This is a genomic window from Kosakonia oryzendophytica (assembly GCF_027886705.1).
GTDB lineage: Bacteria > Pseudomonadota > Gammaproteobacteria > Enterobacterales > Enterobacteriaceae > Kosakonia > Kosakonia oryzendophytica.
The window spans coordinates 3,972,531-3,988,756 of record NZ_CP115659.1 but is presented as its reverse complement, the minus strand read 5'-3'; the positions used below and the strand labels follow the sequence as shown (position 1 = coordinate 3,988,756).

At 54.1% G+C, this 16,226-nt stretch carries 16 protein-coding genes; 4 read left to right on the top strand and 12 right to left on the bottom strand.

Translation table 11 applies throughout. The features are described from left to right. Positions 1–53: 53 nt before the first annotated feature. Together thiL and pgpA are read left to right on the top strand one after the other, a co-directional pair. Positions 54–1,031 (top strand): thiamine-phosphate kinase, encoded by a 978-nt coding sequence (gene thiL / locus O9K67_RS19325; protein ID WP_061497219.1) that lies wholly within the window; start codon positions 54–56, stop codon positions 1,029–1,031. Continuing rightward, positions 1,009–1,524 (top strand): phosphatidylglycerophosphatase A, encoded by a 516-nt coding sequence (pgpA, locus tag O9K67_RS19320; RefSeq protein WP_061497217.1) that lies wholly within the window; start codon positions 1,009–1,011, stop codon positions 1,522–1,524. The genes thiL and pgpA overlap by 23 nt, the downstream gene beginning before the upstream one ends. 81 nt (positions 1,525–1,605) lie before the next feature. Here the strand turns inward: pgpA and O9K67_RS19315 are convergent, their stop codons facing one another. The 4 genes from O9K67_RS19315 to xseB all read right to left on the bottom strand — a co-directional run bounded on the left by O9K67_RS19315 (position 1,606) and on the right by xseB (position 5,672). After that, entirely contained in the window at positions 1,606–2,580 is a 975-nt protein-coding gene (locus tag O9K67_RS19315) for an aldo/keto reductase (RefSeq protein ID WP_061497215.1), read from the bottom strand. Between the two features lie 61 nt (positions 2,581–2,641). Beyond that, positions 2,642–4,504, bottom strand: a complete 1,863-nt coding sequence (dxs, locus tag O9K67_RS19310; RefSeq protein ID WP_061497213.1) for a 1-deoxy-D-xylulose-5-phosphate synthase — start codon at positions 4,502–4,504, stop codon at positions 2,642–2,644. A gap of 25 nt (positions 4,505–4,529) precedes the next feature. Further along, entirely contained in the window at positions 4,530–5,429 is a 900-nt protein-coding gene (gene ispA, locus O9K67_RS19305) for a (2E,6E)-farnesyl diphosphate synthase (protein ID WP_061497211.1), read from the bottom strand. Beyond that, positions 5,430–5,672 carry an exodeoxyribonuclease VII small subunit gene (gene xseB / locus O9K67_RS19300; RefSeq protein WP_061497209.1) on the bottom strand — a complete coding sequence of 81 codons (243 nt, stop codon included), beginning with the start codon at positions 5,670–5,672 and terminating at the stop codon, positions 5,430–5,432. A 212-nt stretch (positions 5,673–5,884) separates the two neighbouring features. On the opposite strand from xseB, the gene thiI reads away from it, so the two are divergent. After that, on the top strand, positions 5,885–7,333 hold the full coding sequence (thiI, locus tag O9K67_RS19295) for a tRNA uracil 4-sulfurtransferase ThiI (protein WP_061497207.1): 1,449 nt from the start codon (positions 5,885–5,887) through the stop codon (positions 7,331–7,333). Between the two features lie 46 nt (positions 7,334–7,379). Here the strand turns inward: thiI and yajL are convergent, their stop codons facing one another. Then, a complete protein-coding gene (gene yajL / locus O9K67_RS19290) occupies positions 7,380–7,970 on the bottom strand; it encodes a protein deglycase YajL (protein WP_061497205.1) in 591 nt (196 codons plus the stop codon). After that, a complete protein-coding gene (panE, locus tag O9K67_RS19285) occupies positions 7,933–8,844 on the bottom strand; it encodes a 2-dehydropantoate 2-reductase (protein ID WP_061497203.1) in 912 nt (303 codons plus the stop codon). Before panE ends, yajL begins: the two co-directional genes overlap by 38 nt. A 139-nt stretch (positions 8,845–8,983) precedes the next feature. On the opposite strand from panE, the gene O9K67_RS19280 reads away from it, so the two are divergent. Next, positions 8,984–9,475, top strand: coding sequence for a YajQ family cyclic di-GMP-binding protein (locus O9K67_RS19280; RefSeq protein ID WP_061497201.1), 492 nt, complete (start codon positions 8,984–8,986; stop codon positions 9,473–9,475). A 46-nt stretch (positions 9,476–9,521) separates the two neighbouring features. Here O9K67_RS19280 and O9K67_RS19275 read toward each other — a convergent pair whose 3' ends face one another. From O9K67_RS19275 to cyoA, 6 genes are all read right to left on the bottom strand, one after another. Further along, entirely contained in the window at positions 9,522–10,883 is a 1,362-nt protein-coding gene (locus tag O9K67_RS19275; protein ID WP_061497199.1) for an MFS transporter, read from the bottom strand. 147 nt (positions 10,884–11,030) lie between these two features. Continuing rightward, on the bottom strand, positions 11,031–11,918 hold the full coding sequence (gene cyoE / locus O9K67_RS19270; protein ID WP_061497197.1) for a heme o synthase: 888 nt from the start codon (positions 11,916–11,918) through the stop codon (positions 11,031–11,033). 11 nt (positions 11,919–11,929) lie between these two features. Continuing rightward, positions 11,930–12,256 (bottom strand): cytochrome o ubiquinol oxidase subunit IV, encoded by a 327-nt coding sequence (locus tag O9K67_RS19265; protein ID WP_061497195.1) that lies wholly within the window; start codon positions 12,254–12,256, stop codon positions 11,930–11,932. After that, entirely contained in the window at positions 12,256–12,870 is a 615-nt protein-coding gene (locus O9K67_RS19260) for a cytochrome o ubiquinol oxidase subunit III (RefSeq protein ID WP_061497193.1), read from the bottom strand. The genes O9K67_RS19265 and O9K67_RS19260 overlap by 1 nt, the downstream gene beginning before the upstream one ends. Further along, a complete protein-coding gene (cyoB, locus tag O9K67_RS19255; RefSeq protein WP_061497191.1) occupies positions 12,860–14,851 on the bottom strand; it encodes a cytochrome o ubiquinol oxidase subunit I in 1,992 nt (663 codons plus the stop codon). The genes O9K67_RS19260 and cyoB overlap by 11 nt, the downstream gene beginning before the upstream one ends. Positions 14,852–14,870: 19 nt before the next feature. Further along, positions 14,871–15,818 carry a cytochrome o ubiquinol oxidase subunit II gene (cyoA, locus tag O9K67_RS19250; protein ID WP_061497186.1) on the bottom strand — a complete coding sequence of 316 codons (948 nt, stop codon included), beginning with the start codon at positions 15,816–15,818 and terminating at the stop codon, positions 14,871–14,873. Positions 15,819–16,226: the final 408 nt, after the last annotated feature.

Here is a 16,226-nt window from a genome sequence, read left to right as displayed (position 1 = left end):
TGCACTTTGCTCGCTTGTCCCGGCTTTTTCTTTTTTCTACCGAGGCATAACGTATGGCATGCGGCGAATTTTCCCTGATTGCCCGTTATTTTGACCGTGTACGTCATTCCCGTCGCGATGTAGAAACCGGCATCGGCGATGACTGTGCTCTGCTCAATGTTCCCGAAAAACAGACACTGGCAATAAGCGTGGATACGCTGGTGGCGGGCAACCACTTTCTGCCGGATATCGATCCGGCCGATCTGGCGTATAAAGCGCTGGCGGTTAATCTTAGCGATCTGGCTGCGGTCGGTGCCGATCCGGCGTGGATGACGCTGGCGTTGACCTTACCGGACGCGGATGAGGGCTGGCTACAGGCCTTCAGTGATAGCCTGTTTGAACAACTCAGCTACTACGATATGCAACTCATTGGGGGTGATACCACCCGCGGACCGTTGTCGATGACGATTGGTATTCATGGTTATGTGCCGGTTGGGCGCGCCATGAAACGCGACGGCGCAAAACCTGGCGACTGGATTTATGTTACCGGTACGCCGGGTGACAGCGCCGCCGGGCTGGCGATTTTGCAGCAGCGTTTAGCGGTGAAAGACCGCGAAGACGCAGCTTATCTGCGCCAGCGCCACCTGAGACCGACACCGCGCCTTCTGCATGGCCAGGCGCTACGCAATCTTGCCAGCTCGGCAATCGACATTTCTGATGGTCTGATTTCCGATCTGGGCCATATTCTGCACGCCAGCGGTTGCGGGGCGCGTGTCGACCTGGATCTGCTGCCATATTCAGACGCTTTCCGCCGCCATGTAGAGAAAGAGCAGGGGGTGCGTTGGGCGCTTTCCGGTGGTGAAGATTATGAACTGTGCTTTACCGTGCCGGAGCTGAACCGCGGCGCGCTGGATGTGGCTATCGGTCACCTGGGTGTGCCCGTGACGTGCATAGGGCAGATGAGCGCCGATGTGGACGGGCTGCATTTTACGCGTGATGGCAAGCCCGTTACGCTCGACATGAAAGGATATGACCACTTTGCCGCGCACTAAAGACGTCGCCAAAAGCCGCCTCAATTTACGCAATCCCTGGCATTTGCTGGCTACCGGCTTTGGCAGCGGTTTGAGCCCGATAGTACCAGGAACAATGGGCTCGCTGGCATCGATTCCTTTCTGGTGGGGGATGACGTTTTTACCCTGGCAGATCTATTCACTGCTGGTGATGCTGGGCATTTCCATTGGCGTTTATCTTTGTCACCAGACGGCAAAAGATATGGGCGTACACGATCACGGCAGCATTGTCTGGGATGAATTCATTGGGATGTGGATAACGCTGATGGCATTACCCACCAATGACTGGCAGTGGGTGGCTGTGGGGTTTGTGCTGTTCCGTATTCTGGATATGTGGAAGCCGTGGCCGATCCGCTGGTTTGATCGCAACGTTCACGGCGGGATGGGGATCATGGTGGACGATATTGTTGCCGGGATCATCGCCGCCGGGCTGCTGTACCTGATTGGCCACCACTGGCCGATCGGACTGATTTAATTGGATTGTGCCGGAGGGCTAACGCCTTTTCTGGCAGCGAAATATACCGGCCCGGTAAGCGAAACGCAGCCGGGCCGTTTATTATTTAAACCCCACCACCGGATGTGGCTGATACGGCGTTTCGAGTTCGGCGATGTGTTCCGGCTTCAGCGTTAAATCCACCGCACCCAGCAGTTCGTCGAGTTGCTCTTCCCGGGATGCGCCAATAATCGGTGCGGCAATACCCGGTTTGCTTAACAACCATGCCAGCGCGACTTGCGCGCGTGAGGCCCCTGTCTCTTCAGCCACACCCGCCAGGCGTTCTGCAATCTGCGCATCGTTTTCATCGGTTTCGCTGTACAGCGTTTTACCAAATTCATCGGAGACCAGACGGGCAGTGGTTTCTCCCCACGGACGGGTTAAACGACCACGCGCCAGCGGACTCCAGGGGATCACGGCAATCCCTTCTTTGTAGCACAGCGGCAGCATGTCGCGCTCTTCTTCACGGTAGATCAGATTGTAGTGATCCTGCATGGTGACAAAACGCGCCCAGCCATGTTCTGCCTGGAGCGACAACGCCTGGGCAAATTGCCGGGCATGCATGGAAGAGGCCCCGATATAGCGTGCTTTACCGGCTTTCACCACATCGTTAAGCGCTTCGAGGGTTTCTTCAATCGGTGTGGTGTAATCCCAGCGATGGATCTGCAGGAGATCAACATACTCCATGCCCAGACGTTTAAGGCTGTCATCAATGGATCGCAGGATCTGCGCCCGGGAGAGGCCTTCCGCCAGATCCCCCACCTGGTGATAGACTTTGGTGGCAACAATCACCTCATCGCGGCGGGCAAAATCGCGCAGTGCACGACCAACGATCTCTTCACTGCTGCCGTCAGAGTAGCTGTTCGCGGTGTCGAAAAAGTTGATGCCGCCTTCCAGCGCGCGCCGGATAATTGGGCGGCTGCTCTCTTCCGGCAGTGTCCAGGCGTGTTTCCCCCGGTCAGGTTCGCCAAATGTCATGCAGCCAAGGCAAAGGCGGGAAACCCGAAGATCTGTTTTTCCTAATGTGTTGTATTGCATGGTTCCACTCCTGCTCGTCAAAACTTACGTTTAAGCATAGCAGGAGTGGAAAGGGGGAGGGTCAGGCCAGCCAGTTACGGATGCGGGCTTCAATGCCTGCGGCATTCAATCCCAGATCTGCACGCGCTTCATCCTGAGTGCCCTGAGGGATAAAGAAGTCCGGCAGACCAAGATTCAGTACCGGCACCGGTTTGCGGTGAGCCATCAGTACGTCATTCACACCGCTGCCCGCGCCGCCAATAATGGCATTCTCTTCCAGCGTGACCAGAGCGTCATGGGTGGCGGCGGTTTGCAGAATCAGCGCTTCATCCAGCGGCTTAACAAAGCGCATATCGATAAGCGTCGCGTTAAGCGCGTCTGCTGCTTTTTCTGCTTCCGGCAGCAGGGTACCGAAGTTGAGGATCGCCAGTTTCTCACCACGACGTTTCACCAGCCCTTTACCGAGAGGGAGTTTTTCCAGTGGTTGCAGCGGCACGCCAACAGCGTTGCCCCGCGGGTAGCGCACCGCGCTTGGCCCCTCTGCATAGTGATAACCGGTGAACAGCATCTGGCGACACTCGTTTTCGTCGCTCGGCGTCATGATCACCATATCGGGAATGCAACGCAGATAGGAGATATCAAAGGCACCCTGGTGCGTTTGGCCGTCAGCGCCGACAATCCCAGCGCGATCGATAGCGAACAGCACCGGCAGTTTCTGGATCGCCACATCGTGGATCACCTGGTCATAGGCGCGTTGCAGGAACGTCGAATAGATCGCCACGACGGGTTTATAACCGCCAATGGCCAGGCCCGCAGCAAACGTCACTGCATGTTGCTCGGCGATGGCGACATCGAAGTATTGATCCGGGTATTTGCGTGAAAATTCCACCATACCGGAGCCTTCACGCATGGCCGGGGTGATCGCCATCAGCTTGTTATCTTTGGCGGCGGTCTCACATAACCAGTCGCCAAAGATCTTCGAATAGGAGGGCATTCCGCCGCTGCTTTTTGGTAATGTTCCGCTGGTGGGATCGAATTTTGGCACCGCGTGGAAGGTGATGGGATCTTTTTCAGCCGGCTCATACCCGCGGCCTTTCTTGGTCATGATATGCAGGAATTGTGGGCCTTTCAGGTCGCGCATATTGCGCAACGTTTGCACCAGCCCCAGCACGTCGTGCCCATCAACCGGGCCGATATAGTTAAAGCCCAGTTCTTCAAATAGCGTACCCGGTACGACCATACCTTTGATATGTTCCTCGGTCCGCTTGATCAGCTCTTTGATCGGCGGTACGCCGGAGAGCACTTTTTTACCCCCCTCGCGCAGCGTGGAGTAAAGTTTGCCGGAAAGCAGTTGCGCCAGATGGTTATTCAGGGCACCAACGTTTTCGGAAATCGACATTTCGTTGTCGTTGAGCACCACCAGCATATCGGGGCGAATATCCCCGGCGTGGTTCATGGCTTCGAACGCCATTCCGGCGGTGATAGCGCCGTCGCCAATCACACAGACGGTGCGCCGCTGCTTGCCCTCTTTCGCGGCCGCGACGGCAACACCTATCCCGGCGCTGATGGAGGTGGATGAGTGGCCCACGCTCAGTACGTCATATTCACTTTCGCCACGCCACGGGAAGGGGTGCAGGCCATTTTTCTGCCGGATAGTGCCGATTTTATCCCGGCGTCCGGTCAGGATCTTGTGCGGATAGGCCTGATGGCCAACGTCCCAGATCAACTGATCAAAGGGGGTGTTGTAGACGTAGTGCAGCGCAACGGTCAGCTCAACCGTGCCAAGCCCGGAAGCGAAGTGCCCGCTGGAACGGCTCACGCTATCCAGCAGGTAGCGACGCAGCTCGTCGCACAGCTTCGGCAGGCTCTCTTTCGGCAGCAGACGCAACTCTTGTGTGGTATCAACCAGCGCCAGCGTCGGGTATTTGGCTATATCAAAACTCATCAGCAACTCGTTATAGCATGTTGGTTTATTTATCACGCTGGATTATGTAATTCGCCAGTGCTTCCAGTGCCGTTGTATCCAGTGATTGCGCCGACAGCTGGCTTAGCGCCTGGCGGGCATCGTCAATCAGGTCGCGGGCTTTTGTCCGGGCTTGCTCAAGGCCCAGCAGTGCGGGATAGGTGCTTTTACCAAGTTGCTGATCGGCGCCCTGGCGCTTACCAAGCGTCGCAGTATCGCCGACAACATCCAGAATGTCATCCTGAACCTGGAAAGCCAGACCGATGTTTTCCGCATAGCGATCGAGCAACGGCAATGCTTCCCGGCCTTTGTCGCCAGCGCTTAACGCTCCCATTCTTACCGCTGCGCGGATCAGTGCGCCGGTCTTATGGCGATGGATCTGTTCCAGTGCTTCCAGCGAAACCTGCTCGCCTTCTGCGGCTAGATCCAGAGCCTGACCGCCGCACATCCCGGCCACACCGCTGGCGGTAGCCAGCTCTGAAACCAGACTCAGTCGATCGCGGGGGGCGACTTCCGGCATGGGCGCATCGGCAAGGATCGAGAACGCCAGCGTTTGCAATGCATCTCCCGCGAGGATGGCATTGGCTTCGCCAAACTTGATATGGCACGTTGGCAAACCACGGCGTAAATCGTCGTCATCCATGGCGGGCAGATCGTCATGGATCAGTGAATAAGCATGGATGCACTCCACCGCAGCGGCGGGGGCGTCCAACGTTTGTCGGCTCACGCCGAACATGCCGCCGGTGGCATAAACCAGAAATGGACGCAGCCGTTTACCACCTAATAGTGCGCCATATTGCATGGCCTCAACCAGAGGAGTGTTCTGAAAGGGCAACGGATCGATAAAACGGCGCAGCGCGTCGTTGGCCTGATCTACACAGGTTTGCAGCTGTTGGTTAAAATCCATTTACTCGGTATCCGGTGCGAAAGGCGTAAGCGGTGCTTCTTCGTTGTCGGACAACAGGATCTGCACGCGTTGTTCCGCTTGTTGCAGTTTTACCTGTCCCTGGCGCGCCAGTTGCACGCCACGTTCAAATTCATTGAGCGCCTCTTCCAGCGGGAGATCGCCGCTTTCAAGACGAGTGACAATCTGTTCCAGTTCGCTCAGCGCAGTTTCAAAACTGGCCGGTGCGTCATTTTTCTTTGGCATAGTGAATGTCTGACTCTTCTGTTTTCCGACTCAATCCAATGACGTTATGGTAGCGAAGTCGCGGAACTAAGCAAATAACGCGCAATGGTAATGCGTTGCACAAGATCTTCGCGATGGTGGTATACTTGCGCGCCTGGATGCAGCCGTGGGTATGGGCTGCTGTATTTTTCCCTTCACAGGCCCTACGGGCTTGCCAACGAACCATTGCCGCCATGAAGTTTATCATTAAATTGTTCCCGGAAATCACCATCAAAAGCCAATCTGTGCGTTTGCGCTTTATTAAAATTCTTACCGGGAACATTCGTAACGTTCTGAAACAGTATGACGAGACGCTTGCTGTTGTCCGCCACTGGGACAACATTGAAGTCCGCGCCAAAGATGAAAACCAGCGTCTGGTTATCCGCGATGCACTGACCCGCATCCCGGGTATTCACCATATTCTGGAAGTGGAAGACGTCCCTTTCACTTCTCTGCACGATATCTTTGAAAAAGCGCTGGTGCAGTACCGTGAACAGATTGAAGGTAAAACCTTCTGCGTACGCGTAAAACGCCGCGGTAAGCACGAATTCAGCTCCATTGAAGTGGAACGGTATGTCGGCGGCGGTCTGAATCAGCATGTTGAGTCGGCGCGTGTCAAACTGACTCACCCGGATGTGACGGTTAACCTCGAAATTGAAGACGATCGTCTGCTGCTGGTTAAAGGTCGTTACGAAGGTATCGGAGGTTTCCCGATTGGCACCCAGGAAGATGTGCTGTCGCTGATTTCCGGCGGGTTCGATTCCGGCGTTTCCAGTTATATGCTGATGCGCCGTGGCTGCCGTGTGCACTATTGCTTCTTTAACCTTGGCGGCGCGGCTCATGAAATCGGCGTTCGCCAGGTGGCGCATTATCTGTGGAACCGTTTTGGTAGCTCGCACCGCGTGCGTTTTGTGGCGATTAACTTTGAACCTGTGGTCGGCGAAATCCTCGAAAAAGTGGATGACGGCCAGATGGGCGTGGTGCTGAAACGTATGATGGTGCGCGCGGCGTCAAAAGTGGCCGAGCGCTACGGCGTGCAGGCGCTGGTTACCGGTGAAGCGCTGGGCCAGGTCTCCAGCCAGACGCTGACCAACCTGCGCCTGATTGATAACGTGTCTGATACGTTGGTGCTGCGTCCGCTGATCTCTTACGACAAAGAGCACATCATCGACCTGGCACGTGAGATTGGTACCGAAGATTTCGCCCGTACCATGCCGGAATATTGCGGCGTGATCTCCAAAAGCCCGACGGTAAAAGCGGTAAAAGCGAAGATCGAAGCGGAAGAAGCGCATTTCGATTTCGCGATTCTCGATCAGGTAGTCGCGGATGCCAGCAACATCGATATCCGTGAAATCGCCCAGCAGACCCAGGAAGAGGTGGTTGAGGTTGAAACGGTTAGCGGTTTTAGCCCGAACGATGTCGTGCTGGATATCCGTTCTATTGATGAGCAGGACGATAAGCCATTACAGCTGGAGGGGGTCGACGTGGTTTCGCTGCCGTTCTACAAGCTGAGCACCAAATTTGGCGATCTCGATCAGAGCAAAACCTGGCTGCTATGGTGTGAACGTGGTGTGATGAGCCGTCTTCAGGCGCTCTATCTGCGCGAGCAGGGCTTCCAGAACGTGAAGGTTTATCGCCCGTAAGTGAAGACGCCGGATGGGGGGCAAACACCGCCATCCGGCATAAAACTTATTCGTAGTAATTATAAATCCCGGCTGCCATCACCAATTGTGAGGCCACTTCATGGGCTTTCTCGCGTCCAACCAGCAGATCGATAATCTTCAACCCAAAATCAATGGCAGTACCTGGCCCCTGGCTGGTGAGTAAATTGACCCGCGGATCCCACACCACACGTTTATCCTGCCACTGATCGGCCGGAATGGTTTCTTTAAGGCCCGGAAAACCGGTCATATTGCCGAGCGGGAAAATTTCGTGCGGCACCAGTACGGTGCCTGCCGCCGCGCAAATCGCCGCGACAATACGCCCGGAAAGATGAAACTGGCGCACCGTTTCTACCAGTAACGGACTGTCACGGAAACACTCCGCGCCTTTCAGCCCGCCAGGCAGCACGATAATGTCGTAATCGCCATCCGCCACGGCAACCAGCGGCGCATCTGCCAGCAGTTTAACGCCGCGGGAACAGGTAATGGTCAGGTTGCCATCGCTGGCGACGCTGGCGGTGGTGACGTCAATACCGCCACGTACCAGCAGATCGATAGTGGTAACCGCTTCGGTCTCTTCACTACCAGGGGCGAGACATATCAGAGCCGATGCGCTCATACTCACTCTCCTTACGTTTAATCATTTCATACAAACGGGCATTTTCCGGCACCGTGATGCCATGCGCACGCGCCCGTTTGAGTAAATAGCCGGTGATATAATCACACTCTGTGTGGCGCATCGCGCGCACATCCTGCAACATTGACGAGATATTTTCCGCCGTATTTTCAATGATCTGATGAACATAAGACAGCAAATCGTCCGGCGAGATATGGTGCCCTTCGCGCTCAATCACTGCGGCCACTTCGCGGGTGACTTTCTGGATCTCATCCGGAAAATTCCGCAGGTCGCCATTTTTACAGTCACGTAGCGCGGTCAACGGGTTGATCACGCAGTTCACCGCCAGCTTGCGCCACAGCGCCGGGCGAATGGTGTTATGCCAGGCGACGTCTGGCAGCACGTCCTGCAGAATATCTGCCAGGTAACTGAAGTCACCGTCCTGCTGCCGCGCTGGCCCAATGTGGGTTGTTCCACTGGCGACATGAACAATCACATTACCGTCACGACGGGCGGCATGGGTCGTAGTGCCGATCAGCAGAGGATTGGGCAACGCTTTGAGTTCTTCTACGGTGCCCATGCCGTTATGGATCAGTAAAACGGGCGTTGTTGGGGCGAGCATGGAGGCAAGGCCCTTCACCGCATCGGACACCTGCCACGCTTTTAGTGTGACCAGCAGTAAGTCACTGCGGGCCAGAAATTCAGGATCGTTGGCCGTCAGGGATTCGTTAAAAATGGAGCCGTCGTCATCCACGACATTCACACTGCAAAACGGTTGTGGAACACGTAACCATCCTTGTACTTCATGTCCGTGCTTACACAAGGCTGTTAACCACAATTGCCCTAAAGCACCGCATCCGAGTACGGTAATTCTCATTTATCCTCCTCACCTGCAACTGCGCCAGGTGTTGCTTCAACCATTATAGCGCTGTCAGCTAAGCTTCCAGTATTACAAGTTGAGTTATGCATCGTTGCGGGTATTATGCATCGCAACAAATACAGAGGGAGAAGAAAAGATGCCATCTTTCGATATTGTTTCCGAAGTTGAAATGCGTGAAGTGCAAAACGGCGTAGAGAATGCGACCCGTGAACTGGCAACACGCTTTGATTTTCGCAACATTGAAGCCACTTTCGAACTGAACGAAGAAAAACAGACGATTAAGGTACTGAGCGAATCAGATTTTCAGGTTAACCAGTTGCTGGATATCCTGCGCGGTAAACTGCTCAAACGCGGCATTGAAGGCGCGTCGCTGGAGGTGCCAGAAGAGTTTGTTCACAGCGGCAAGACCTGGTTTGTGGAAGCGAAACTGAAGCAGGGCATTGATGCGCCGACAGCGAAGAAAATCATCAAGCTGATTAAAGACAGCAAACTGAAAGTGCAGGCGCAGATCCAGGGTGAAGAGATCCGTGTTACCGGAAAATCCCGTGATGATCTCCAATCCGTCATGGCACTGGTGCGCGGCGGCAATCTGGGGCAGCCGTTCCAGTTCAAAAACTTCCGCGATTAATCGCACAATTACCCTCTCCCGGCAGGGGAGAGGGTAACGGGCAGAGTTAACCGGCGAGAGCCTGTTCGACCTCAAAACGGTTGGTCACTTTGCTGTCGATTTTGACATAAGCACTACGCTCTTCCGCCACGACCATGACTTCACTTACCCCGGCTTTGGCTTGCAGACGCTGCGTTAGCGCCGCATCGATCGCGACATCATCCGGAATAGCGATACGCAGGCTGCTGACATAAGGCGGCTCTTGCATTGTGCCGGCAACCAGTAACCAGACCGCTGCCAGCAACGCCCCAGCCAGAAATACCGTTTGCGAGTCGAACAACCCATCCACCCAACCGCCCAGCGAACCGCCAATAGCCACGCCAATAAACTGGCTGGTGGAGTAAATCCCCATCGCCGTCCCTTTGTAACCCGCCGGGGCTTCTTTACTGATTAACGACGGTAACAAAGCTTCCATAAGGTTAAAGGCAAGAAAGAAAAGCTGGACCCCGATAACGATTTCCCAGAAATGCGGCCCGGCACCCCACAGCACGATTTCAGCAATCAGCAGCAACGCCACGCAGAACAGGAATACACGCTTCATGCGGCGTTTCACTTCGGCATAAATAATAAACGGCACCACTGAGACGAAGGAAACCAACATGGTGGCCAGGTAAATTTTCCAGTGTTCCGCTGCGGGGAAGCCTGCTGATTCGAGCTGACCGGGCAGAGCCACAAAGGTCGACATCAGTAAAATATGCAGGCACATAATGCCAAAATTAAGCTTCAGCAATTTGGGATTGACCATCACCATACGGAAACAGTCTTTCACCATGCCCGATTCGCGGTTACGCACGTGATACTGGCTGTTCGGTACCACCCACAGGGTCAGCGCAATACCGGCCAGCGCCAGTCCGGCAATCATCCAGAACAGGGCATGCAGACCCAGTTGATGGGTGATTATTGGACCCAGCACCATGGCGATGGCGAAGGTCACGCCAAAGCTGACGCCGATAAACGCCATCGCTTTTGTGCGGTTTTGTTCACGGGTGAGATCGGAAAGCAACGCCATAACGGCGGCGGCAATGGCACCGGAGCCCTGTAATGCGCGGCCAAGGATAATGCCCCAGATCGAATTGGAGAGTGCGGCAATGACGCTGCCGACGACAAAGATTGCCAGCCCACCGACAATCAGCGGCTTACGCCCGATCCGGTCCGATAGCAGGCCAAACGGAATTTGAAAGACCGCCTGCGCAAGGCCGTAAATGCCAATTGCCAGGCCTATCAGGGCTTCGCTGGCGCCCTGCAGCGCCATACCATAGGTGGTGAGAACGGGCAGGACCATAAACATGCCAAGCATGCGCAATGAAAAAACAGTCCCTAAACCCCAGGTGGCGCGCAACTCGCCTGGTGTCATCTTGTAATCGTTCATTACTACCTCAAATTGAAAACCGGACATAGTGTAGTGCGGGGGCAGGGCGGGGTAAATAACAGCTTGATTAACAAATATTACCCTTCTGTTTCGGGGCGGCAGAATGAAAAAAGGGTGCCGAAGCACCCTTTTATATAGCGGTATGGATCACCAGACGTAGGTCAGCAGACTGTGCGAATCGGGCACCATAAAATCGACGGACATCATCACGGAGAGCGAAGTAATAGCGACAATCGAGAAGACGAACAGTTTGCGCGCCCACACTTTGTCATCCGCCACTTTATAGCCGCGCAGCGCCATCCCTAACCACCAGAGGCTTACTGCCGCGGCAACCACCAGGTATTTATAACCGGCGTAACCGCCCAGTGAGAGCATCAGCGTGGCGATGGCGAACGCGAGGATATACAGCGTGATATGGTTTTTGGCTACGGAAATGCCCTTGACTACTGGCAGTACCGGAATGTTCGCCGCCTGATAATCCTTAAAACGGAAAATCGCAATGGCGTAGGAGTGCGGCATCTGCCAGAGGCTAAAAATAGCCAGCAGGATAAGTGCACCGCTGTCGAACTCGTTGGTTACTGCGCAGTAGCCAATCACCGGCGGCGCAGCGCCGGAGAGAGAGCCAATCAGCGTACCGTAAACGGAGTGACGTTTCATATACAGGCTGTAGACGCCCACATACACCACGAACCCCATCACCCCCAGCCAGCAGGCCAGCGGATTAGCACCAAACCACAGCAGCATAAAGCCAGCAATACCCAACAAGGTGGCGTACACCAGCGACACGTTTGGCGAGATCAACCCTCTGACCAGCACACGGTTTTTCGTCCGCTCCATCTTTTTATCGATGTCGCGATCGATGTAGTTGTTGAAAACACAACCCGAGGCGACCACCAACGACACGCCAATCAGCGTGTAGACGAACAGGGGATAGTCAATGTGGCCTTTGGAAGCCAACAGGAACCCCCCGATCACGGAGATCAGATTGCCAAAAATAATGCCCGGTTTCGTTACTTGCAGGTATTGCTTAAACATACTCGCCGCTCTTAGTGAACCATCATGTTGTAGTTCAGGTTCCACATAATCCAGATTGAACCCACTACCAGGATAGCGATGATAATCACGGTAAAGATAAAGGCGGTAAGGTTCCAGCCTTCATCAGACTTGGTGTTCATGTGCAGGAAGCAAACCAGATGCACCAGAATCTGTACGACGGCGGTGATCAGGATGGTACCCAGAATCACCGGCTTCGATGCAGACCCGCTCATCACCATCCAGAACGGGATCACCGTCAGGATGATCGACAGGATAAAACCTGTCATGTAGGTTTTTACGCTGCCGTGGGAAGCGCCATGATCGTTAGTATGACTCATTACATCGCCCCCATCAGATAGACAACAGAGAACACGCAAATCCACACCACGTCCAGGAAGTGCCAGAACAGGCTCAGGCACATAATACGGGTACGGTTAGTGCTGGTCAGGCCGCGACGGGATACCTGGAACATCAGTACCGCCATCCAGATCAGGCCAGACGTCACGTGCAGACCGTGGGTACCGACCAGCGCAAAGAACGCTGACAGGAAGCCGCTACGATCCGGACCCATGCCTTCGACGATCAGGTGGTGGAACTCGTAGAGTTCCATCCCGATAAAGCCTGCACCAAACAACCAGGTCAACGCCAGCCAGGAGACAACCTGGCTTTTGTTGTTTTTGTACATGGCGATAGCCGCCATGCCGTAGGTGATGGAGCTGAACAACAGCAGCGCTGTTTCGACCAGAACGAACGGCAGTTCAAAGATATCCTTGCCGGTCGGACCGCCTGCCGTGCCGTTCACCAGAACGGCATAGGTCGCGAACAGACAGCAGAACAGAATGCAGTCGCTCATCAGGTAGATCCAGAAACCGAAGACTTTATTCGGTCCTGCATCATGATGCCCATGTTCGTGCGCGTGGGCGTGCGCGTTGGTCAGAGTATCAGTTGCCATTTTTCAGCCCTGCTTTAGTGATCTCATCGAAATGCTGGTTTTCCAGTTTCTCGATTTCTGCAACCGGTACGTAGTAATCCACGTCCTCGTCGAAGCTTTTCACAATCCAGCTAATTACGATGCCCGCAAAACCGACAATCGCCATCCACCAGATATGCCAGATCATGGCGAAACCAAACACCGTGGCAAAGGCCGCGATAACAATACCGGCGCCGCTGTTTTTCGGCATATGAATTTCTTCATAGTGCGCAGGCTGTTTGTACGCTTCACCTTTCTCTTTCATTTCCCAGAACGCATCACGCTCGTGAATGTGCGGAACATGGGCAAAGTTGTAGAACGGCGGCGGAGAGGAGGTTGCCCACTCCAGCGTACGGCCACCCCACGGGTCGCCCGTCAGGTCGCGGTTTTTCTCGCGGTCGCGAATCGAAACGACAATCTGAATCAGCAGGCACAGGATACCGATGGCAATCAGCGCGGCACCGCATGCAGCAACGATCAGCATGCTATGGAACTGCGGATCGATCTGCTGGCTCAGACGACGGGTCATGCCCATAAAGCCCAGCACATACAGCGGCATAAAGGCCACGAAGAAGCCGATGATCCAGAACCAGAAGGCGCGTTTACCCCAGGTTTCGTTCAGGGTGTAACCGAAGGCTTTCGGCCACCAGTACGTCAGACCTGCGAAGCAACCGAACACCACGCCGCCGATGATCACGTTATGGAAGTGCGCAATCAGGAACAGGCTGTTGTGCAGTACGAAGTCTGCGCCCGGAACCGCCAGCAGCACACCGGTCATCCCACCAACGGAGAAGGTGACGATAAAGCCGATGGTCCACAGCATTGCAGAGTGGAACACAATGCGGCCCTGATACATGGTGAACAGCCAGTTGAAGATCTTCACCCCGGTCGGGATGGCGATAATCATCGTGGTGATACCGAAGAAGGCGTTAACGTTCGCACCGGCGCCCATGGTGAAGAAGTGGTGCAGCCAAACGATAAACGACAGCACGGTAATACACACGGTTGCCCACACCAGTGAGGTGTAGCCAAACAGGCGTTTACGCGAGAAGGTGGCGGTAATTTCGGAGAACACCCCGAACACCGGCAGCACCAGAATGTACACTTCCGGATGGCCCCAGGCCCAAATCAGGTTGATGTACATCATCATGTTGCCGCCCATATCGTTGGTAAAGAAATGGGTGCCCAGATAGCGATCCAGGGTCAGCAACGCAATGGTAACGGTCAGAATCGGGAAGGATGCGATGATCAGCACGTTAGCGCACAGAGACGCCCAGGTGAAGACCGGCATTTTGAACATTGTCATGCCCGGCGCACGCATCTTCAGAATGGTCACGAAGAAGTTAATACCGGTTAACGTCGTACCGACACCGGAAAGCTGGAGGCTCCAGATCCAGTAATCAACCCCGACGCCAGGACTGTATTCAATTCCCGACAGTGGCGGATACGCCAGCCAACCTGTCTGCGCGAATTCACCCACACCCAGAGAGATGTTAACCAGGATAACGCCGACGACTGTGAACCAGAAGCTCAGGTTGTTCAGGAACGGGAATGCAACGTCGCGCGCACCGATCTGCAACGGAACCACGAGGTTCATCAGACCGATAACGAATGGCATTGCCACGAAGAAGATCATGATCACGCCGTGAGCGGTGAAGATCTGATCATAGTGATGGGGAGGCAGGAAGCCTGCTTCGCCCGCCGAAGCCAGCGCCTGCTGACTACGCATCATCACAGCATCAGCAAAGCCGCGCAGCAGCATAACAACCGCGACGAGGACATACATAATGCCAAGGCGTTTATGGTCAACCGAGGTCAACCATTCTTTCCACAGCCAGGACCACTTACCGAAGTAAGAGATCAGGCCGACTACCGCCAGACCACCGACGATAATCGCAGCGATCGTAACCATGATAATGGGTTCATGGTACGGCACTGCATCCAGTGTAAGTTTTCCGAACATCGTTTTCTTCCTCGGCCCCTTAGTGAGAGCTTTCCGCGTGGCTCATGTCCATGCCTTCCATCCCTTCGTGCTCGCTATGCTCGCCCGCAGGTTGGGTCATGTCCATGCTCTTGCCGTGGCCCATAAATTTGTTGATAACGTCTTTAAACAAATCGGGTTTCACGCTGGAGAAGTATTCAACCTTGTTGTATTCGCTTGGCGCAGCAATCTTCTCGTATGCAGCCATATCAGCAATGGCGTTTGAAGATTGTTTTGCTGTGGCGACCCACTGGTCGAATGCGGCGCGGTCCGGCGTAGCAATGGCTTTAAACTTCATACCGGAGAAGCCTGGGCCGCTATAGCTGGCGGAGATGCCATCATAGGTGCCGGCTTCGTTGGCGATGAGATGCAATTTGGTTTGCATACCGGCCATCGCGTAAATCTGGCTGCCCAGACGTGGGATAAAGAACGAGTTCATCACGGAGTTGGAGGTCACTTTGAATTCCACTGGCGTGTTCGCCGGGAAGGCGATCTCGTTCACGGTGGCAATGCCCTGTTCCGGGTAGATGAAGAACCATTTCCAGTCCATCGCGACCACTTCAATCGTAATTGGGTGTTCGTCATGTACCAGTGGTTTGCTCGGCTCGAGCGAGTGGGTGGTTTTCCAGGTTAATACTGCGAGGAACAGGATGATCAGAATCGGCACCGTCCAGACCACAGCTTCCACTTTATTGGAGTGTGACCAGTTAGGGCTGTACTTCGCATCTTTATTGCTCGCACGGTACTTCCAGGCGAAACCAACGGCCATCAAGATGGCGGGAATAACGACAATCAACATCAGGCCAAAAGCCGTCAGTATCAGCGAACGTTGCTCCAGTCCAATCTGTCCTTTGGGGTCAAGAAGTGCAGAATCGCAACCACTGAGTAAAACAGTGCCGGCGATTAATGACAACCATCCCAAACTTTTATTGTATTTCCTGAGTCTCATTTAACGACCTCAATTCCACGGGATCTGGTGGCGCTTAAAGTGTGCGGGCATTTTACGGAAAGGTTACGTTACTGTAAACATGATTGGCATTGTGTCAGTAAGGTGTTACTGGGTTCTGCCGTTTATGTCACACGGAATGCAACAATCTGTAAAATCGGGCATTCGCACAGCCAGAGTTTGAGATTATAACGAAAATATTACATTACAATCAGCGTTGAGGGTAAATTGGTATAACCAATCAATCAAATAAACATTTAATTAACATTTATCCAGCAATTACTGCACATTATTGGAACTAACGTGAAACGCAATAATTAATTACAGTGCTGAATCGTTAAAGAATAGACTTTAATTTAAAGGGCACAAAATAATTAAAGAAAAAGTATCCGTCACACGATAAATAACGAT